The sequence below is a fragment of the Sphingomonas sp. LH128 genome, assembly GCF_000293195.2.
Classification (GTDB): Bacteria; Pseudomonadota; Alphaproteobacteria; order Sphingomonadales; family Sphingomonadaceae; genus Novosphingobium; species Novosphingobium resinovorum_A.
On sequence record NZ_ALVC01000177.1, the window covers coordinates 1 to 19,737 of the forward strand.

General features: G+C 62.2%; 18 protein-coding genes and 1 pseudogene. 4 read left to right on the top strand and 15 right to left on the bottom strand.

Going from position 1 to position 19,737, the window contains the following annotated elements; all coding sequences use genetic code 11:
* From LH128_RS15010 to LH128_RS15040, 7 genes and pseudogenes are all read right to left on the bottom strand, one after another.
* Positions 1-865 (bottom strand): annotated as a pseudogene (locus LH128_RS15010) (conjugal transfer protein TrbE); the annotation flags it as partial.
* A complete protein-coding gene (locus tag LH128_RS15015; RefSeq protein WP_008830500.1) occupies positions 859-1,158 on the bottom strand; it encodes a VirB3 family type IV secretion system protein in 300 nt (99 codons plus the stop codon). The gene LH128_RS15015 and the pseudogene LH128_RS15010, both read right to left, overlap by 7 nt.
* The gene (locus tag LH128_RS15020) at positions 1,158-1,493 is read right to left on the bottom strand and encodes a TrbC/VirB2 family protein (protein ID WP_008830501.1); all 336 of its coding nucleotides are present in this window, start codon (positions 1,491-1,493) and stop codon (positions 1,158-1,160) included. Before LH128_RS15020 ends, LH128_RS15015 begins: the two co-directional genes overlap by 1 nt.
* Before the next feature lie 4 nt (positions 1,494-1,497).
* Complete coding sequence (gene trbB, locus LH128_RS15025; RefSeq protein ID WP_008830502.1) at positions 1,498-2,475, bottom strand: P-type conjugative transfer ATPase TrbB; 978 nt, start codon at positions 2,473-2,475, stop codon at positions 1,498-1,500.
* Positions 2,472-2,882 carry a hypothetical protein gene (locus LH128_RS15030; RefSeq protein WP_008830503.1) on the bottom strand — a complete coding sequence of 137 codons (411 nt, stop codon included), beginning with the start codon at positions 2,880-2,882 and terminating at the stop codon, positions 2,472-2,474. Before LH128_RS15030 ends, trbB begins: the two co-directional genes overlap by 4 nt.
* Positions 2,882-4,933 carry a conjugal transfer protein TraG gene (locus LH128_RS15035; RefSeq protein WP_008830504.1) on the bottom strand — a complete coding sequence of 684 codons (2,052 nt, stop codon included), beginning with the start codon at positions 4,931-4,933 and terminating at the stop codon, positions 2,882-2,884. The genes LH128_RS15030 and LH128_RS15035 overlap by 1 nt, the downstream gene beginning before the upstream one ends.
* A 143-nt stretch (positions 4,934-5,076) precedes the next feature.
* Entirely contained in the window at positions 5,077-5,514 is a 438-nt protein-coding gene (locus tag LH128_RS15040; protein ID WP_008830505.1) for a hypothetical protein, read from the bottom strand.
* Positions 5,515-5,726: 212 nt separating this feature from the next.
* Here LH128_RS15040 and LH128_RS15045 point away from each other — a divergent pair, with 212 nt between their 5' ends.
* From LH128_RS15045 to LH128_RS15060, 4 genes are all read left to right on the top strand, one after another.
* A complete protein-coding gene (locus tag LH128_RS15045) occupies positions 5,727-6,890 on the top strand; it encodes an IS110 family transposase (RefSeq protein ID WP_008830506.1) in 1,164 nt (387 codons plus the stop codon).
* Between the two features lie 790 nt (positions 6,891-7,680).
* The gene (locus tag LH128_RS15050; RefSeq protein ID WP_172705058.1) at positions 7,681-9,180 is read left to right on the top strand and encodes a DGQHR domain-containing protein; all 1,500 of its coding nucleotides are present in this window, start codon (positions 7,681-7,683) and stop codon (positions 9,178-9,180) included.
* Between the two features lies 1 nt (position 9,181).
* Positions 9,182-10,498, top strand: coding sequence for a hypothetical protein (locus LH128_RS15055; protein WP_172705059.1), 1,317 nt, complete (start codon positions 9,182-9,184; stop codon positions 10,496-10,498).
* A 36-nt stretch (positions 10,499-10,534) separates the two neighbouring features.
* Entirely contained in the window at positions 10,535-11,335 is an 801-nt protein-coding gene (locus LH128_RS15060) for a DNA adenine methylase (RefSeq protein ID WP_008830509.1), read from the top strand.
* A gap of 100 nt (positions 11,336-11,435) precedes the next feature.
* Here LH128_RS15060 and LH128_RS15065 read toward each other — a convergent pair whose 3' ends face one another.
* From LH128_RS15065 to LH128_RS15095, 8 genes are all read right to left on the bottom strand, one after another.
* Entirely contained in the window at positions 11,436-13,832 is a 2,397-nt protein-coding gene (locus LH128_RS15065) for a DGQHR domain-containing protein (RefSeq protein ID WP_172705060.1), read from the bottom strand.
* Positions 13,833-14,003: 171 nt separating this feature from the next.
* Positions 14,004-15,983: a relaxase/mobilization nuclease RlxS gene (rlxS, locus tag LH128_RS15070; protein WP_008830511.1), complete on the bottom strand. Its 1,980-nt coding sequence runs from the start codon at positions 15,981-15,983 to the stop codon at positions 14,004-14,006.
* Positions 15,984-16,283: 300 nt separating this feature from the next.
* Positions 16,284-16,421 carry a hypothetical protein gene (locus LH128_RS33445; protein ID WP_008830512.1) on the bottom strand — a complete coding sequence of 46 codons (138 nt, stop codon included), beginning with the start codon at positions 16,419-16,421 and terminating at the stop codon, positions 16,284-16,286.
* A 243-nt stretch (positions 16,422-16,664) separates the two neighbouring features.
* Positions 16,665-17,384: a lytic transglycosylase domain-containing protein gene (locus LH128_RS15075; protein ID WP_008830513.1), complete on the bottom strand. Its 720-nt coding sequence runs from the start codon at positions 17,382-17,384 to the stop codon at positions 16,665-16,667.
* Positions 17,372-17,947 carry a S26 family signal peptidase gene (locus LH128_RS15080; RefSeq protein ID WP_008830514.1) on the bottom strand — a complete coding sequence of 192 codons (576 nt, stop codon included), beginning with the start codon at positions 17,945-17,947 and terminating at the stop codon, positions 17,372-17,374. The genes LH128_RS15075 and LH128_RS15080 overlap by 13 nt, the downstream gene beginning before the upstream one ends.
* The gene (locus LH128_RS15085) at positions 17,940-18,167 is read right to left on the bottom strand and encodes a helix-turn-helix domain-containing protein (protein WP_008830515.1); all 228 of its coding nucleotides are present in this window, start codon (positions 18,165-18,167) and stop codon (positions 17,940-17,942) included. Before LH128_RS15085 ends, LH128_RS15080 begins: the two co-directional genes overlap by 8 nt.
* A 166-nt stretch (positions 18,168-18,333) precedes the next feature.
* Complete coding sequence (locus LH128_RS15090; RefSeq protein WP_008830516.1) at positions 18,334-18,666, bottom strand: DUF736 family protein; 333 nt, start codon at positions 18,664-18,666, stop codon at positions 18,334-18,336.
* A 553-nt stretch (positions 18,667-19,219) separates the two neighbouring features.
* Positions 19,220-19,696, bottom strand: a complete 477-nt coding sequence (locus tag LH128_RS15095) for a MucR family transcriptional regulator (RefSeq protein WP_008830517.1) — start codon at positions 19,694-19,696, stop codon at positions 19,220-19,222.
* Between the last annotated feature and the right edge of the window lie 41 nt (positions 19,697-19,737).

Sequence of the window (19,737 nt, forward strand, 5' to 3'; positions counted from 1 at the left end):
ACTTGCGCTTGTTGAACCACTGACGGCGGATGCGGGTCAGCGTCTTATTCGCGGCGGTCTTGTCGAGCGCGATGAAGCGCGTGGTCCAGCGATAGGCGAAATCCTGATGGTTGAGCGCGTCGAGGATTCCGGGCCGCGTGGCGCCCGGAAATCCCATTACCGTTACCGTGCGAAGATGACTATCGCCCAGCATCGGTTCGATGCCGCCAGACAGCGGCGTATCGACCAACAGGCCGTCCAGATACATCGGCGTGTCGGGCGTGGCGACGGGATGCCGCTTGGTCGAAATGCAGCCGTGCAGGAAGGTCAGCGTCTCGCGGTCGTCCAGCGCGCGGACCTCCGGCATGATGCCGGTCAGAAGATCCGATAGCCGCTCGGTTTCCGCGATGAAGGCGCGCAACTCCTGCCGCCAGTCACGCCCCTCTTGTGGAACATCCCGCTCCAATAGCGCGCGTTCCGCCCGGCTGACCTGATCGGCGGGCGGCAGGTAGCAGATGGTCAGATGATAGCGGCTCTCGAAATGCTGGCCCTTGCGGCCGTCGAAATTCGCCCGCCGTTCCTCCTCCACCAGCCAGGACGCGGGATCGAGAAAGGCGCTTTCAGGATAGTCCAGCGCCTCGATCCGCTCGGCATCGAAGAACAGCGCCCAGCCGCTCCCCAGCCTACGAAGGGCATTATTGGCGCGAGCGCAGACCGAAATCAGTTCGGCTTCGGTCGCGGATTCCAGGTCGGGTCCGCGAAAACGGAAGGTGCGCTGGAACGAGCCGTCCTTGTTCAAAACCACGCCCGGCGCGACCAGCGCCGCCCAGGGCAGATGATCGGCCAGCCGATCGGCGGCATTGCGATATTCGTGCAAGTTCAGCATGTGAGGTATTCCCGCTGGCGAAGGTGACGGGCGATCACGGACGCGAAATCCGGGTCGCGCTTGGCGGCGAACACCGCGAGGCTGTGTCCGGCGAGCCAGAGCAAAAGCCCGGCAATCCATTGCTGGAGACCCAGCCCCATCGCGGCGGCCAGCGTGCCGTTCAGGATCGCGATGCCGCGCGGCGCGCCGCCCAGCAGAATCGGCTCGGTGAGCGCACGGTGAAGCGGCACCTCGAAGCCGTCGATATGGCCGGCGCCATAGCCGCCCGACGCGATGGAACTGGTTCCCGCCATCAGACCAGCGCTCCCCCGCCGAAGCTGAAGAAGCTGAGGAAGAAGCTGGACGCGGCAAAGGCGATGCTGAGACCGAACACGATCTGGATCAGCTTGCGGAAACCGCCGCTCGTCTCGCCGAAGGCCAGCGCCAGGCCGGTGGTGATAATGATGATGACGGCGACGATCTTGGCGACCGGACCCTGAACGGATTCGAGCACCTGTTGCAGCGGCTCTTCCCAGGGCATGCCCGATCCCGACGCCAAGGCGGAAGCCGGTATCAGCACGGAGGCGGTGGCGAGAAACAGCAGCCGGTCGCGGGAGCGACGGGCGGCAGACGTGATTGTGGTGTTCATGGGGTCAATCTCCTGAGCTGGTGGGGATGGCGAGGTCGGTGACGGCGTAATCGCCGTCGCTGTCGAGACCGCGGACCTCGGCCACGCTCTCGATCCTGCGGCCGGTTCCCCGGCCGGAGATGAACACCACCATGTCGATCGCGTCCGCGATCAGGCGGCGGGGCACGGTAACGACGCCCTCGGACACAAGCTGCTCGATCCGGTAGAGCGCGGATCGCGCGCTATTGGCGTGGACGGTGGCGATGCCGCCCGGATGCCCGGTGTTCCAGGCTTTGAGCATGTCGAGCGCTTCCGGCCCGCGCACCTCGCCGACGATGATCCGGTCCGGGCGCAGGCGCAGCGTAGAGCGGACAAGATCGGTCATGCCGACGACGCCGTGTTTGGTCCTGAGCGCGACGGTATCGGGCGCGGCGCATTGAAGCTCGCGCGTGTCCTCGATGATGATGACGCGCTCGTCGAGCGTCGCCATCTCATTCAAAAGCGCGTTGGCCAGCGTGGTCTTGCCGGATGACGTTCCGCCCGCGACCAGGATGTTCCTGCGATCGACCACGGCCATCGACAGCGTCAGCGCGACTTCGGCGCGCATGATGCCGTCCGCCACATAATCAATGAGCCGATGGATGCGCGCCGCTGGCTTCCTGATCGAAAAACAGGGCGCGGCCGATACAGGTGGCAACAGCCCCTCGAACCGTTCGCCGCCTTCGGGAAGCTCGGCGCTGACGATCGGCGCACCGGCATGGACCTCGGCGCGGACATGGGAGGCGACAAGCCGGATGATGCGTTCGGCTTCGGCCGCTTCCAGCCGCGCACCGGTATCGACGCGGCCTTGCCCCAGCCGGTCCAGCCGAAGCGCGCCGTCCGGGTTCACCATGATCTCGATGACAAGGGGGTCGGCCAGCGCAGCCGCGATCTGCGGCCCCATCGCCGTTCGCAGCATGGCGTGGCGGCGGCCCTGCGCTGTCGCATTGACAAAACCGCTCATGGGCGGGCCTCGCTCGCATGCGTGAGAGGCTTGGGGCCTGCGACCATCTGGCGGCCGATCTGCGCTATGAACCTGTCGAAGCGATCACGGCCAATGGCTCGCGCGGCGGCGTCAGGTTCGGGAAGCTGCGCGGTCAGGCAATGTTGCTGGTGGACGAAGAGCGAGAGGCTTTCCAACAGAACCTGAACGTCGCGATTGAGGCGGCCAAGCTGGAGGCTCATTCGATCCAGCCGTCCGCCGAAACGGTCGTCCAGTTCGTGACTGCCCTGCCGGGTCACCCAGGCGTCAAGCGCGGCCACCAATATGTCGGAGCGCGCGACGCCGGGCTTGGCGGCCATTTCTTCCAGCCGCTCGGCCAGCTTCGGCTCAAGGAAAAGCTGATAACGTATCTTGTCGCGGTTCCGCATCACCTGTCCCCTCCAAAGCTGGGAAGGATGTCGCTGCCGCGCTGCTTGCCCTCGTTCATCGCGACGGCGCGGGCGACATTGCTGAGGCTGGTCATCGCGCGCCGGTCGGCGGCCGGATCGCTGTCGTCATCGTCGCCGGGCGCGGCGTCCTGCTCGCGCTCGACCGGCTTTTGGGCCTGTTCTTCGGGAAGGCCGGGATGGCGCTGCTGCTGCAAACCGCCTTCCGCTTCTTCATCGAAGGCCGCGCCTTCCGCTTCGGCGGCGGCGGTCAGTCCTTCATGCAGGCCGCGCACTTCGCTGCCCCAGTCGTCGGGGCGCGGGCTGGGACGATCGACATAGACGCCATCGCCGCTGTCGAGGCTGGGCGGCGGCAGCACGCGCGACGTGAAGTTGCGGTCCTCGAAGTAGCGCAGTTTCTTCGCCCGGATCGGCGCGAGGCCGGAGACAAGCACAAGCTCGTCGGCGGACGGTAGCTGCATGACCTCGCCGGGGGTCAGCAGCGGGCGAGCGGTCTCCTGACGGCTGACCATGACGTGTGACAGCCACGGCGCGAGGCGATGGCCCGCATAGTTGCGCTGCGCGCGCAATTCGGTGGCAGTGCCAAGCGCATCGCTGATCCGCTTGGCGGTCCGCTCGTCGTTCGAGCTGAACGCGATGCGGACGTGGCAGTTGTCGAGGATGGCGTTGTTCTCGCCATAAGCCTTCGAAATCTGGTTGAGCGACTGCGCGATCAAATAGGCGCGGATGCCGTAGCCGGCCATGAAGGCGAGCGCCGTCTCGAAGAAGTCCAGACGGCCGAGCGCCGGAAACTCGTCCAGCATCATCAGCAGTTGATGCTTGCGGCTTTTCTTCGGATCGCCTTCGAGCCGTTCGGTCAGGCGGCGGCCGATCTGGTTCAGGATCAGGCGGACCAGCGGCTTGGTGCGCGAAATGTCCGACGGCGGAATGACCAGGTAGAGCGATACCGGCGACTTGGCATCGACAAGATCGGCAATGCGCCAGTCGCAGGCCGCCGTGGTCTGTGCCACCGTGGGGTCACGGTAGAGACCAAGGAATGACATCGCGGTGGAAAGGACGCCCGACCTTTCGTTCTCGGACTTGTTCAGCACCTCGCGCGCCGCGCTGGCGACGACCGGATGGACCTGCGGATGCTCTTTCGTCCCGAGATGATTGGTTGCCATCATCCGGCGCAGCGTGTGGGCGAAACTCCGCTGGGGATCGGACAGGAAGGTGGCGACGCGCGCCAGCGTCTTTTCTTCCTCCGCGTAGAGAACGTGGAGGATCGCCCCTACCAGCAGCGAATGGCTCGTCTTTTCCCAGTGCGAACGACGCTCCAGCGCCCCTTCGGGGTCGACCAAAATGTCCGCGATATTCTGAACGTCGCGGACCTCATCGGGGCCTTTGCGAACTTCTAGCAGCGGATTGTAGCGCGCCGAACGCGGATCGGTCGGGTTGAACAACAGGCAATGCGAGAAGCGCGAGCGCCAGCCGGCGGTCAGTGTCCAGTTCTCGCCCTTGATGTCGTGAACGACCGCGCTGCCGGTCCAGGAAAGCAAGGTTGGCACGACCAGCCCGACGCCCTTGCCGCTCCTTGTCGGCGCGAAAGCCATGACATGCTCCGGCCCGTCATGGCGCAGATAGTCGGCGCGATAGCGGCCGAGGAAGACGCCCGCGTCATGGAACAGGCCCGCCTTGGAGATCTCGGTGCGCGAAGCCCAGCGCGAGGAACCATAGGTGGTGACATTGCGGTTCTGCCGCGCGCGCCAGAGCGAACCGATGATCGCCGCCGCGCAGCCGAGAAAGCCGCTGGCCCCGGCCAGCATCCCGGCCTTGTCGAACACCTGCGGGGCATAGGCCTCGAAATGATACCACCAGCGGAACAGGTCCCAGGGCCGATAAATCGGAATGTCGAGGACGATGATCCAGGGCAGGCCAAGCTGCGCCTGATAGCCAAGCATCGACGCGGCCCATTGCGTTGCGGCCCACACGCCCAGGATGACGATGGCGAAAACGACGAAAATCTGCCCGACGAGCAGTTTGGTGGGGGTCATGATGCTGGCTCCGACTCGCGGGCCGCGACAGGCGGCGCGAACGAAGCGAAAGCTGGGTCAGATCAGGGATCCGACGTGATACCCCTGATGGTCCTCAAACATCCTCGAATGTCCCTCCCGGTCCTCGTAGCGAGGACGCGAAACTATGGGCGGAAGGACAATTCGCGCGCGCTGATCGGCAAGTCGGTCTTCGCATCGTAGAGGATGATCCCTGTCGAATCGGCTGATACATCGACCGTCAGCGTCACCGGGCGACGCGCGCCGATCACTGACGCGATCAGCCTGCGCGCAAAGCGCCAATGCGCCTCATCGGCGCATTCAGGCAGGTTCACCGTGATGCGGAAATCATAGCCTGCGATCGTTCCGCTATCGGCGGTTAGGTCGGCGCAAAAACCGATCAGCTTTATGCTGACGATCCGGCCAGCAGCGGGCATGTCTGCCTCGCCATAGCCGAAGGCAGCGCGCAGTATCCGGCTAATCTGCTCGATGTCCCGCTGAGCTTTGCACGGAAGATGATCCACGCGTCTCCGAACGGCGGCGGGATCGTAACCATCGTCAAGGAAGTCCGGTAGTTCGCCCATGGCAAGCCCCCGACCAGACAATTGCAACCAAATTGGGTCAATCGGAAGATACGATGTGCAAAAGCTCCGAACTCCCGCGCGCCAAACGCGGGAGCCGCCGGAGCTGGTAACATGCCAACGACATGCGCCGCCGTTTGTGGCTTAGCTGCTGCCCGGCTCGCGACGCGAGGGTATCCTTTTTTGGCCAGGTATTGGCAAGAAAGGAGTCGGTCATGTCGAAGAAGATCGTGGCGCCGTCCTATGTAGCGGCGATGGAGCGGGCGGAGGCCGATCCTTCGGCGGCCCGCTTCTGGGTAGGTCTCGATATCGGGTTCAAGAGCACGGCGGTCTGCGTTCTCGATTGCGACGGCGCGATTGTTCACCAGGTCTCGATGAAGAGTAACGCCACCGAGATGGGGCGGTATCTTCGCAAGAACTTCAAGTCGCATGTGACGCTGATCGGGATGGAGACCGGCAGCCTGTCCCCGCATCTGGCGACCGAGCTGCGCGCGCAGGGCTTCCAGGTGGCGGTGCTCGATGCGCGGCAGGTGCATCGGGTGCTGTCGGTCAAGCGGAACAAAACCGACACGAACGACGCGCGCGGCATTGCCGAGATCACGCGGACGGGCCGGGCCTATCTGACCGAGGTCTACGTCAAGTCGAACCTGTGCTTCGAGATCAGAGCCTATCTCACCATGCGCGACCGTCTGGTGAAGCAGCGGCGTGAGACCGAGGCGATGATCCGCGGTCTGGTGCGGGTCTATGGCGGGCGGATCGAGGGCGGAACGGAGACCGCGGCCAGCTATCGTAGCCGCGCCATCGACCAGATGTGCCTGATCGCCGATACTGAAGGCGTGGATCTGCGGCCGCGCGTCCTGCCGCTGCTCGACCTGTGCGAAGGCTTCTACGTCGAGGCCAACCGCATCGAGCGCGAGCTGGAACTGGTGGCCGCGTCGAACCCGGTCTGCAAGCGGTTCATGGAGATCCCCGGCGTCGGCACGATCACCGCCGTGTCGTTCTACAGCGCGATCGAGGACCCGACGCGCTTCCGGCATGTCGACGACGTCGCGGCCTATCTCGGCCTGACCCCGCGCGTCTACCAGTCGAGCGAGAGCCTGACACATGGCGGCATCAGCAAGATGGGCAACCAGCTCACCCGCACGCATCTGGTCGGCGCCGCGACCGTCATGCTGGCGAACACCCGCTCGTTCAGCACGCTCAAGGACTGGGGCCTCAAGCTCAGCAAGCGGATCGGCTTCAACAAGGCGAAGGTCGCGCTCGCACGGAAGCTGGCGATCATCATGTTCAGCCTGTGGCGCGACGGCACCCACTTCATGGCCAAGGCGGCCGACGTGCCGGCGCATCGGGCGCTGATGCAGAGCAGGCTGTCGGCATAGGCGCAGGATCACACCAGGTTCGCCGCACAATGGCGGCGAAACAGTCCTCCCGGGAGGCGGAGGGATCGGAGACTTCGGGTCTAAAGGTGAGGTGGCGACAACCTCGTGACGTTTGTTGAAGCTCCACCCTTTGCAAGTGAATGCCCATACTGCGGCAGGCGATCGGCCCAACGGCCAGCCAAGGCGCTCGACCGCGAAGAGACTGTTGCACTCCGGGACGGATGATGTGGACTTGCAATGATCGACGGAGAAGCAGATCATGAGATAGCCTAACAAGCCCCGGATATCCTCCACCGAGGGGCAGCAGCTAGAGACTTTAACCCGAAAGTCTGGACATGCACGACAGCACCCCGGAAATCGAGATTTCCGAGTTGCTTCGTTGGCGGGGTTACCAGTCCCGGCGCTGCCCTTTGCGCAGCGCGGAACCAGCCTAACAGGCTCGCGCCGTCAGACCAAGACAACCGGTCGCCATATCGCCAGTGGCCAAATTCGGTGAAAACACACACGTTCCTACATTGCTTAAAGATCAGGCGCCCCATCTCGCCAGCATTGCGGACATCTCGTGGCGAGCGCCGTCTGTCATGAACTCCCAACCGTTCAGCTGAGCTATAAAATTATGTTTTTGAGGGTCTTCTTGAGATTTTGGTCAATCATGAAGGTCTTCTTAGAATTGCCTATCTTACGTTCACTCAACGTAGACGAATCATTCGGAGATGACGGATCCGAGCTGATCGGCTAGGCATGCCTTCCATCGGTGATTTTGAATCGGCGTGCTTTGAGGGGGTTAAGTTTGGCTGGTCACGAGGAAAACGGGGCGCGTAGCGTACCGGCGTTGCGTTTCAAGCAATGGCTGGATGACTGGAATGCCTACGATTTCAGCGAGAGCGCACATAGGCGCCGGCCGCCTGAGCACCTTTACATGTTCTCTATGGCCGCATCCGAGCTGCGGAAGCTCTGCGACGTCTATAAACGAGAGCGCGAGGGCGCGGAGGCCGAAGGTATTCAGCGGCTTCGCGATGCATCGCGCACCGGTCGGATTCAGCGTTATGTGCGTTTCGGCTATCCCTACGGAGACCTGAAGCCACCTCAGCAAACGGAAGAGACCCTTCCGCTCCGAAAGCCAGGATGGTTGCCCACGGCGATCGTCATCAACATCCTGGTAGACGGCGATGAGCGCCGCGGCCGAACCCTGCAAAATGAGCATATCGTCTCAATTACGGAGGAAGATGGTGCGCGTTGCTCGCTCAATCTTCCTGATAACACAGATTTCGGAGAAGACGGTCTCGCGCCGTTCGAAGTCATCGATGGCCAGCACCGTCTTTGGGCATTCGATGCCGACAAAGACAATCTCGCCATTCCGGATGATTTTGAGCTTCCTGTGGTGGCATTCCACGGTCTTGATATCGCTTGGCAAGCCTACCTTTTCTGGTCGATCAACGTCTCGCCCAAGCGGATCAACCCCAGCCACGCATTTGACCTTTATCCTTTACTGCGCACGCAGGATTGGCTCGATCGCGTCGGCGAACTCACCGTCTATCGCGAAGCACGGGCGCAGGAGCTCACCGAGTTGGTCTATTCCCATCCCAAGAGTCCTTGGCAGGGGCGGATCAACATGCTGGGCGAGCGCGGCGCCGGCGGTGTCAGCCAGGCGGCGTGGGTTCGCGCCCTGCTCACCACGTTTTTGAGCACAGGCCGTGGCCAGGGTCGTCCCGGCCTGTTCCAATCCAACTTGGGCGAAGACGGCGAACCTTTGGAATGGACCCGCCCGCAACAGGCGGCTTTTCTGATCCAGACATGGATCGATCTTCGTGAGGCGATCGAGCGAAACAACACCCAGTTCTGGATCCGCGCTTATAAAAAGGACGCCGTCCGAGCCTTTACCGACAAATCCTCCTGGCTGAATCAGGATCAGGGGGTCCGGGCGGTTCTGACAGTCGTGAATGACATTTTCTACGACTCTGCGGCGCAATGGCGCTTGGATAGATGGCTTTTCCCTGAGCATAGTGAGAACGAAACCTCTCCCGAAGAGGTAGACGCGGCCCTCACCAGCATAGCCAACGCGCCCTTTCGCGCTCGGATGGTCGAACTTGCAAACGGCCTCGCGTGCTTCGATTGGCGGTCCCTCGAAGGACCGGAAGTCAAGGGTGACGAAGATGTCGAGGTGCGTAAGCGGTCCTATCGCGGCAGCGGTGGCTATGCCGCTCTACGGGAGGATGTGTTACGAACGATCGCGGAAGACGACACTACAGTTGGTCGTGTAGCCTCTGATCTTCTAGCTGCGAATGGCTAGAATGAGTATCATTCCCGGTGTGCTCAACACCGCAGATCGCGGCCATTTGCTCGGTGCTTTGGCTTCGTTCGCCAATAAAGTCCCGGATCAATGGTGCCCGACCGGGCATCCCGCAAGCGATGGTCAACTGCCTGACTGGCGGACGTTGCCTTCTGTCCCTGCGGCGCAGGCTATTGAAGCGGTAGCTGCCGCAGGCCCAAATCATTGCATCGATGGCTGGAGCTACGCCTCCCGCGCCTTGTCGGCAGTCCTCGCGGGAGATGGACATGCCGCCCGCCATTTGGCTTATTACGCCCAGTTGCGCGCAGGTCTTAGCATTCTGTCAAATCTCGGCGTCGGTATCTTCAATCGTACCAATTTCGTCGTTACGGCCGCTGGAGCCATCGTCCGGTTGGATACATCTGCCCCGCGACGTCCGAATGGTCCGGGCATGGGCACCCATGACATCGTGTGGGAGGCTTTGAAGGAATGGGCTCTTGGTGCCCACACGTCCCGCACATTTCTTGAACTGGTCAAGATACGCGGCACATCTCTGAAGGAATGCCTCGACGCGATCTGGCCAGGCATTCCCGCGACGGGTGCCGCGACGACCCTCATAGAGGCTTGGGGCGTCGATCTGCGGCGCGGCAAAGACGAACACAAACATCGCAATATCTCCAGCTACTCACCCCAGGCGATGAACCCGCTGGGAGCGATTGCGCCTGATGGGCTGCGGTTCGTGCAAGGCTTCTGGAACCTGTTTGAGCCCACATCAGGATCGAGCTTCGATAATCTCGACCGATTTCTTCTGCGATCGCTTCTGCTCAAGCAGCACCGGACGATCTCCAATAATCAGGATTATGCCAACGGCGCGATCGCATCACGCTATCATGAACTTCCGGCGGCGATCCGTGGTCTCGCTTCTGTAGAATTTCTGACCAACGCCCAGCAACCACGAAATCCAGAACTTTTGCAGAGAGCGAACACCAGGACTCAGCCCGCGCAAGCTACTGAAATGCTCGCCAGAGCATTCCTGCTTCTTCGGGCGGCGACGGCGTTTACGCATACATCCCTTGTGGAAGCTGGCGTGAGTTGCGCCGGTGGTGATCTACGTCCCTGGATCGATCCGTGGGCGGAGGCTCGTGGGTTCTGGTCACCTGCAAATCCGCTCGCCGATCCAATAGATCTTTGGGCGGATGTCGAACTCGCGATGATCGATTTTCTCGACTCCATCGATCCTGAGCCGACATCAATGAACGACTGGATGGTGCGGAGCGCCAAGGGTCTCCCTACGGTCTACGAAGCCGAGCGTGTTGGTGTTTGGAGTCTGTGCGCATGATGTATTATTTGGCTCCAGCCCGCGAAGACCACCGAGATGACTGAACCATTCCTAAAATGGGCAGGTGGCAAGCGCTGGCTCGCCAATTCGAACCAGCTCCCCCGCCCCGCGACATTCGAGCGCTACATCGAACCGTTTCTGGGTGGCGCCGCGATCTTTTTCCATTTGCGCCCAGAACAGGCCATTCTGTCAGACATCAATTCTGAGCTGATCGAGCTTTACTGCGTCATCCGCGATCATCCCGAAGATCTGATGGGGCTGATGCGAACCCACCATGATGCACACAGCCAGGATTACTACTACGAGGTTCGAGCTTCTATTCCCGAAGCCGCGATCGAAAGAGCGGCGCGGACGATGTATCTCAACCGGACGTGCTGGAATGGCCTGTATCGCGTAAATCTCAAGGGCGTATTCAACGTGCCGATAGGGACAAAGTCCACCGTGGTCTTCGACCATGATGACTTTGCCGGTATATCGGAGCGGCTACGTGCCGCAGAAATTCGCTGCTGTGACTTTGAAGAAACCGTTTCAGAGGCGCAACAGGGGGATTTTCTGTTTGTCGATCCGCCCTATACCGTTCGCCACAACATGAATGGCTTCATCAAATATAATGAGAATCTGTTCAGTTGGAACGACCAGATTCGGCTTCGTGATGCCGTGGCCGACGCGATCGAACGGGGTGCGGCCGTCGTTGTCACGAATGCCGATCATGACTCCGTTCGCGAGTTGTACGAAGATGTCTGCGATTATCGCTCTGTGGCTAGGGCGAGCGTCTTAGCCAGCGAAACCGCGCGAAGAGGGCAAACGACCGAGGCGCTGTTTTCAGCAAATATCTAATTTAGCATCATCCCACACTGCTTTAGAGTTCACCAGCTTTGCTCTCAGGCGGCATCAATTACGTGCGACTTGCCGCCGGCCCATTTGAGACCGAGGCTAGTTATAGGGCTTTGAGCTCCTGTTCGACTCGGGGCGCTACCTCGCTCCTAAGCCAGTCGACAAATTCAAGGTCCTCGTCGGTATATGTGCGAAGCGAGTTTTTGTGCGCCGCAATATTCCGGATCTCCGAGAATTTCGCGATCCAAGCGGTGTGGTACTTTTTGCTACCCTTCTTCTCGCCAGGCAGCGCCACGTTGAATGTGGGTTCGAAGAAGAGCCAGTTGTCGGATGCCTCGACGATCTCTTTGAGGTCGATGATATCCAAGTATGCTTCTTTCGGTTTGCGTCGGCTGGCTGAGTCCGCGAGCTGCTTCTTATAGGCATTTTCTAGCACGCGGCGGTTAGTCACGCCGAGTTCCCAGTAGGCCGGTTCGCCGGAGTCAGTCCGTCGCTCGCCATAACGGGATTTGAGGATTTTGATGACGCAGTCCATCAGCGTCTCGGAAAACGCCATAATAAAGCGGTTCGCTTCATCGATGACGTTGGACTCTTTCTGCGCCATGTAGCGCTTAAATTCTTCGGAACCGAAGTCCGGATTCTCTCCAATGATCAGCTCACAAAGATTATAGAGATACTCTTTGACGCCGCCCTCGCCGAACTTGCGGGAGTAATTCTCTTTCACCTCTTCGTCGCCCGCATCGCGAAAATAGTCGAATATCGGCTTAGCAAGGTCGATCAGTTCCTGGATAAAATCGTCTTCTGAAAGCGTCAGGAAATCGATGCTCTTCTTGTGCGCGAGATAGCTGATGATCTCGGGGATCAGCATGAGGTGCGCACGGATGCCTGGGTTCACACACACGAACGCGGCGCGTCCTGCCTCCCAGCGCTGCGGGTTGGCTAACCGCAACGCTTCGAAATAGCCGTTTAGGATTCGACGTGCGCGCTCGATCGTTTCATCGTCTGTGCCGCCCGAAAAGGCGGCCGGGGCGATCGCGCCATGAACGACACGACCAAGCAGACCCGAACGGTTGATGCCGTTTACCGCCTCGGAAATCGTGAGATTTTGGCTCGGTGTCGGCGGGACGTCCGGCATTGCGAACCGAAGAGACAGGGGACTGCTCTTATCGATGTTTAGCCTTCGCACGACCGCCGACGCCAAGGCCGAAAGTGCTGTCTTTGGATCGGCGTCACCCATCCGCAAGTCGGCGAGCAACGCGACGAGCAGGCCTTTAGGAACGCTCTTCTGCTTATGGTTAATGGTGATGAAGAGGTCTGCTTCTTTGAATGTGTCCATCTTGTCGAAGGCGAGCACGAAGAGGCTCTGATCGAGATATTTGTCACTCAGGCCTGAATATCCGTACAGCCGGTGCTGGCCGTCGATGATCCACGCCGAGCGGTAGACGGACGGCAACGTCAACCAGCCAAACTTGGTGCTGGGGTCCGTATTGTCCTTGTTATTGATAAGGTCGAACCGGGGAGAATCCACGAAATTGATGAGCAGGTTGGTGGGAAAGAAGCCGCCCTTCTCGCTGATGAACTCGCCAATTTCCTTGACGCGGCTGGAGGAAACCATGCGTTGATAGGCGGGCCGCCCGTCGGGATGGTTCAGCGCCTGGTGGTTGACGAACGCTATCTTGAGGAGGTTGCGTGCAGAGATCACGAACGAATAGAATTTTTGGCCGCCGAGAGTGCCGCGGATCGCGGGCACTTTCGTCCCGGTCATGGCGGGGATCTTCTGCCCCTTCAGGAACTCGCCCAAGATTTGATAGCGGCCAGCTGGTCCCATGTGTTTGAGGAACGCTTCGAAGTAATTTAGCTCGTTCTCCGTAACGATGTAGATACCGGCGTCCCGCGCCCGCTCGATATCAGGCTCGCTCCAGATTATGTTGGAGGTCACGTAAAGCCAAATCAGCTTTGGCTTCGGCTTGCTGCCGTAGTGAGTAAATATAGCCTGACGTATGTATTGCTGAAGCGCGACGGTTTCGCCGATGTCCTTCTGGAGGGATCGGCGGCCGCGATCCGTGCGCGATTTACATTCGATGATGACAGCAGTCTCGGCATCGCAGGCAAAGGCGTCGATCTGCTTCGAGCCGACCGAACCTGCTGCCCGGCGAAATTTGATGGTGAAGCCCGTCTCGTTTATTTCGTCATAGCCCATCAGGTGGAGAAGGCTCCACGCCCGGTCCTCAAGCATCTGATCGTGAGGCTTGATCTGTTTGATGCGGGTAAGCCGCTTGCCCGCGCGAGACACTGCCCAGCCTTTAGCAAGCATCTCGTCTACGTCAGCCGGATGGACAGACCGCTCGTTCACTGCCGATCGACGGCGGCGATAGGCAGAAAGCTGCGACGCGCGATCAGACAGTAGTCCGTCGAACAGCGGGAAATCACTGGTCACCTCAACCGACGGCACGGTCTCATCTTCCGCCGCGACTCGTTTGACATCCTCAGCTGAACCCAACGCGTTTTCCCCCGTCTCCTGCCCTTAAAGCATACAGGCTCGATCAGAATTTTCCAGATTTTGCAAGTGCGACGTAACTTGCGACGATATCGACCTGAACGCACGGCAGCTTCGCCCGAACCGTGATCCGATCCTGCCGTTCCGGAGTGTCCTAGTCCCAGTCATTATACCTCACGAAATCGACGGCCCGCGCTGGCGTCCGATGGCCCAGTTGATGCTGTCGCCGCGCATGATGCCGGACACCTGTTTCTCAAGGTGGTGATCCAGCACCGGCCGCCATGGGACCAGTGTGAACTCCCGACTCTTCTCGATCAGCGCATATCGTCCCGACGCCAGGTCCACGGGACGGCGATAAATGCCCTCAATCCGTTCGCCCGCCTTGGCTTCGGCATAGGACAGCCCCAGCTCATCCGATAGCTGACCGGCAACGCGGTTCAATTCGCGCCGTCGCAATATCGCCAGCAGGTTCGCGCGATAGACGATGCGGCCCTGTTCCTCCTCCGCCAGCCCTTCGGCCATGAGCCATTGCCGCCGCTGGGCGAGTGCCGCGCGCACCTCCCGTCCGAACCCGGCATCGCGTAGCGGTTCGGGATCGGCGGCGACAAGCTCCCGGTCAAGCCAGGTCGCGCCGTCGCTCCCAACCTGCCGGTCCAGCGGCATCGCAGACAGCGTATCGACAATCACGGGGGCATCCTTCGCACGCCCTGTCTCATAGGCAGCCGCCTTCTCCAAATGATCGGGGGCAATGATCCATGTTCCGTCCGGCTCGCGCTCAATGCCGCCGCCGCTTCGGGCCATCGCTTTCCGCATCGCCTCCAGCCGCCGGACATGAGTTTGCGCGAACGCCTCCCGCGCCGTGGGATCGTGGCGCAAATGAATGTCGATGCTGTAGCGCCCGCCATTGGCCACTGCGATCTCGGCAACGGTGCGATCGGCGGCGCGCGCCTCGATCGGCTTGGGGGCAATCCGCACCACCGCGCCAGTCGGGACAAAATCCGTCGCCTCGCCCTTGCCTATATCGACATAATGGCTGCGACCGTCCGTGCTATCGACGATGAGATAATGGCGGTCTTCATGTTCGTCCGATAGCCCGCGCTCAACGACGCGCCCGACGATCGGGTTCATGCTGGCCGGATCGGCAATGGCGTAATCGGCGGCCGCCCGCTCAAGACCATGTTCGGTGAAGGCGCGCTGCATGGTGCGGATGATGTCACCGCGCTCGCCCATGCGTTTCAAGGTGCCGTCCAGGCCTTCGGCCAGTTGCCACCGGCCCAGCGCGATCTCGTCGGCAAGACCAAGCCGCCCCAGCTTTTGCAGACGGCCTGCGCGGAGCGACTGATAGAAGGGATCGCGGTCGGCGGCATCCACCAACCGGCCCGCGTCCATGTCGCGCAGCAAAAGCCGGTCGATGCTGGTCAGACGTTCCTGCTCGATCTCGTTTTGCAGCCGGTCCGCGATCTCCATGTCCGTGCGCGGTCCCAGGTCGAGCGACACCAGTTCGGCCGCGCGCTCGCGGATACCGCCGGTCAGATACTCGCCGCCGATCACCAGATCCTGCCCGCGTTCGTCCTTCCCGCGCACGACGATATGGGTATGCGGGTGGCCGGTGTTGAAATGATCGACGGCAACCCAATCGAGCCGCGTCCCCAAGTCCTGCTCCATCTGCGTCATCAAACGGCGGGTGAGCGATTTGAGGTCGTCATAGTTCTGGCCGTCCTCCGGCGACACGATGAAGCGGAATTGATGGCGGTCGCCGTCGCAGCGTTCGAGAAACGCCTTGCCATCGGCCTTGTCCTGCTCGGCCGAATAGAGCCGCCCCGGTTCGCCCTCGCGGGTCACGCCGTCACGCTGGATATAGCGCAGGTGCGCGCGGGCCGCGCCCATGCTGTTCGGCTTGTTGAACTTGGCGATCCGGTATTTGACCATGACGCGCCGCTGGCGAAAGCCGGAGAAGCGATCACGGCTGGCGAGTTGGCGCCCGGCCACCGTGCCGCGCGCGATCCGGGTTCCGTTGAAGGACCGGCCCGACCGCCGCGCGCCGCCCGCGAGCATTCGGGCCTGAAGCACACGTTGAAGATAGGTGCGGCCCTTCCGACTTCCGCCCGCGCGCGGCTTGCCAAGATCGGGGGTAAAATCCTCGTCATCGCTCATGGCGGCCGCCCGCCAGATCGGCAGGGCATGTCGCCGCGCTCCCCGGCGACCTGTCTCCCGCACGCTCCAATACTATCAAGGGCTTGGGGCACCCCTGTCTCGCGGTCGTGCTTGCCTGTCTCGTGAAATAACGATGTGCAGACAATGACTTGATCCCGCCTGCGGGATCGAGCTTTAATCTTGCACTTCGCGTTCTGTCCGCTTCAAAACGCCCCGACCCACGCAAATCCGCCATCCGTGAGCAGCACGACAGCAGGAGCAACGCGCCGATCGCGTCACTCCTGCCTGCCGTGTGGCCTATCAGCCCGTTGCCGTTTCCAACCTCGCCAGCTCGACCAGGGCGGCCTGCAACTCGACCTCGATCTGCCGGATTTCGGTCGCGTCGTTGATGCTCCGAAGCTCGGCGCGCAGTTCTTCGATATGCTGTTCGAGAGCCATGATTTCCTCCTGCTCGTAAAAGACAGGAGGGCGCCCCCGGCATGGAGCGGGCCGGGTCAAGGACCGCGAAGCGGCCGCGCCAGCGGCGATGGGGGTGCCGATTTTGTCGTTGCCGGAGTGGAGCGCAGCGGAGCGGAGGCGGCGGCAAAATTGGGGGCACTATCGTCCTTGAGGCGGTCCGATCCATGCCGGATACTGGGTTGCCTTGAGCGGATATTTCCCTTTCCATCCGCACGGCGCCCCTCATCGCTCGCCTCCAGATGGATCGTTCAAAGGCACGAACAGCCCGCTCGATGCTGGCTGTTCCGGTGCGTTTCGCACATCGCCATCGACGATTTCGGTATGGCTGTTCGGGGTGGATTTCGCATTGCCCGGTGCATTATTTGCATGGCCGAGCGTGAAGAACAGGCGCGTTCCCGACAGCATCGCGGGCGGCATGGACGGCGTTGCCGGTGCCCGCGCAAGCTGGGCGATATAGCCGCGTGTCTCGCCCGCAAGCGGTCGGCCAGTGCGCAAATGTTCGGCATAGCGGCGCGGGCCGGCATTATAGGCGGCGAACAATCCGGGATAGCCGAAGCCGTCATGCATGGCGCGCAAGTAGGCCGTGCCCGCCAGGATATTGTCGCGCGGATCGTGCGGATCGGGACCAAGACCATGGTCGCGCCGCATCTGCGCCCATGTGCCGGGCATCAGCTGCATGAGGCCCATCGCGCCCGCATGACTGGTGATCGGCCGGCCACCCCGATGCGTTTGCCCTGCGCTTTCGGCCTGCATGACGGCGTCGATCCACGCTTGCGGCACACCGAAACGCAGGGAAGCTTCGGCGATATAGGGCCGCCAGCGTTCGACGGCGGGCGATGCCGAAAACGCAGGCTTCGATGTCGGCGGCGCATCACCGGCAGCGACGCCCATCGGCGCGGCGAACACCATCAAGGCGACTGCGAAGCGGGTCAGCGCAGCCATAAGGGTGTCGCCTTCCCGATCGTAGCGGCCTCATCGACCGGCCCGAAATAGCGCCCGTCGAACGAGTCCGGTGCGTCCATCAGCAGGAATAGGCGCCCGCCGCGCAAATGCTCGCAGCCCGTCCACCACGGGAGCGGACGCCCTTGGCTGTCAGCCACGCGCCGTTCGCCGATCCATCGCCCATTGACGAATATCTCCTGCCCCAGCGCGCAAACCTCGTCGCCATCGCGGGCCGCGACACGTTTCAGCAACGGCACATTGGCGGGCAGATAATGGCGCTGCGCGGCAAGCTGGCGGACGGATGCGGGCGTGACTGCCAGCACCATGTCGCCGATGCGGATGCGCGCATCGGGATGGATGCGCCAGAAGCCTATGGGCGCACTGGCCGAGGCATTCCAGACCACGCGCGGCGCGGGCAGCACGGCGAAATCGAGCGTGGCGGCGAGGCCGAGCATGGCGAGGCCGAGGCCGCCCGCGATGAGGATCGGAGTGCGGCGAAGGCGTGACGCGCGCGCCAGCGGCGGTTGCCAGTCGAGCAGCGGAAAGGATGGGCGCTTATCCATTGCGCTTCCCCTTGCGGCCATTTTCGCGGGACCATTGCTCCAGCTCGTCGATATGATAGCGGACCTGTCCGCCGTGCCGCCGATAGGGCGGTCCCTTGCCTTTCCACCGCATGTTGGTGAGCGTCTTGACCTGTAGGCCAAGGAAATAGGCGGCCTGTTTGGCGGTCAGGAACGGGCTTCCCTTGCGCGCCTGGCTCGCCCGGATATTCTCGTCTTCCATGGGGCTATCCTCCTGATGCGCGGACGGCGGGGGACCGTCAGCGACCGGCAAGGACAGTGCGGGACGGCCGTATCGCGCGGCAGGGTCGAAGGCGCGGCCATCGCTTTTCGACCCGAAGGAAAGCCCCCGCGCCGGGCGCGGCGCGGGGGCGAAAGCGGCGCTGCGTTCAGGCAGCCTCGTTGACGATCAGCGCCAGCACATCGTCATCGTCCTGCCCGGCGGCGCGGCCGAGATTGGCGAAGATCGGCCAGGGCGCGATCTGCGGATGGAAGATGCGCAGCGAGATATAGGGCTTGCCGGTCTCGCGGTTCTTCTTGATCCACCCGCCGCCGATGTCGTTGGGGCCGCTCCAGATGCGGAAGTCGGGCTGCTTTTCGCCCCGCTTGTCGGGGTTGGGCATGATCTCGATGCCGAGCGGATTGCGGCGACCGAGAAGGCCGATGGAGCCGCGCATTTCGTTGGTTTCCGGGTTGCGCGAGACGATACCGAGAGTGGACATGGGGATTTCCTTTCGCTTGCTCGCCGGAGCCGATCCCCGGCGATGCGGACCGGAAATGGGCTGACCGGGACGCCCGCACCCGAAGGGCCGGAGCGACAAGCGAAGGACCGGGATGCGCGGCTATTTTGGAGCGAAGCGGGCGCGAGGAGCCGCGTTCACGCGGCGGGGAAAATAGCCGCGGCACGCCCGGTTGTGGTCGGCCGGGGCCGCCCATAGGTCCACCAGCAGCAGCCGGGTTCGCGCTTCCGGCGCTTAGGGCAAAGGCAAATTCCTGCACCATATCGAGCCTGACCGCCGACCTGACCGCGATATGCGAAGAACAGGATACGATCGCCGCGCCATCCTCGCCATCGTGGCGCCCTCATCTGACAGCCGAGGGAGATACCGCTTGCCGATGCCCGGACCGCTAGCCCGTGCGACATAGGCGCTGGTTCAACAGCCCCGCGATCCTATCGCCCGTCTCGCCGCTCTCGCCACCGACGCGCTGGCCAATTTCGCGTGAGGCCACGCCAATTTGGACGACACCACCAAGGCCCGGCGCGTCATGCCTGTATCAGGTGACGATGCCCAGCTTCGCGCGCGGCTTCCGGGCTGGCCCGACGGCTTTCGACGGTGTCACGGCGCGCGGTTTCCGGCCCAGCCCGAGCTTCTTCGCCACCGCGCTCCGCGCTTCCGAATAGCCGGGCGCGACCATCGGATAGGAGGCAGGCAGCTTGTAGCGGGCGCGATATTCGTCGGGCGTCAGGCCGTGCGCGCCGAGATGGCGCTTGAGGCTGCGATAGGGCTTGCCGTCGATCATCGAGACGATGCGGTCGCGGTCGGCCAGCGACTTGCGCACCGTGACGGCCGGAACATGCTCCGGTTCTGCCGCGACTGACGCGGCGTCTGCGCCGCCGAGCGCGGCCAGGGCCGCATGGGTGGAGGCGATGAGGCCCGCGACATCGTCGCTGCGAACCGCGTTGTTCGATACGAAAGCCGACACAATATCGACGGTGAGCGTCGTCAGGAGGTCGCGGTGCTCGTCGGCCATGAAAGAAATGCTCCGGGAGGGATAGTCGATCGCCTATGCGA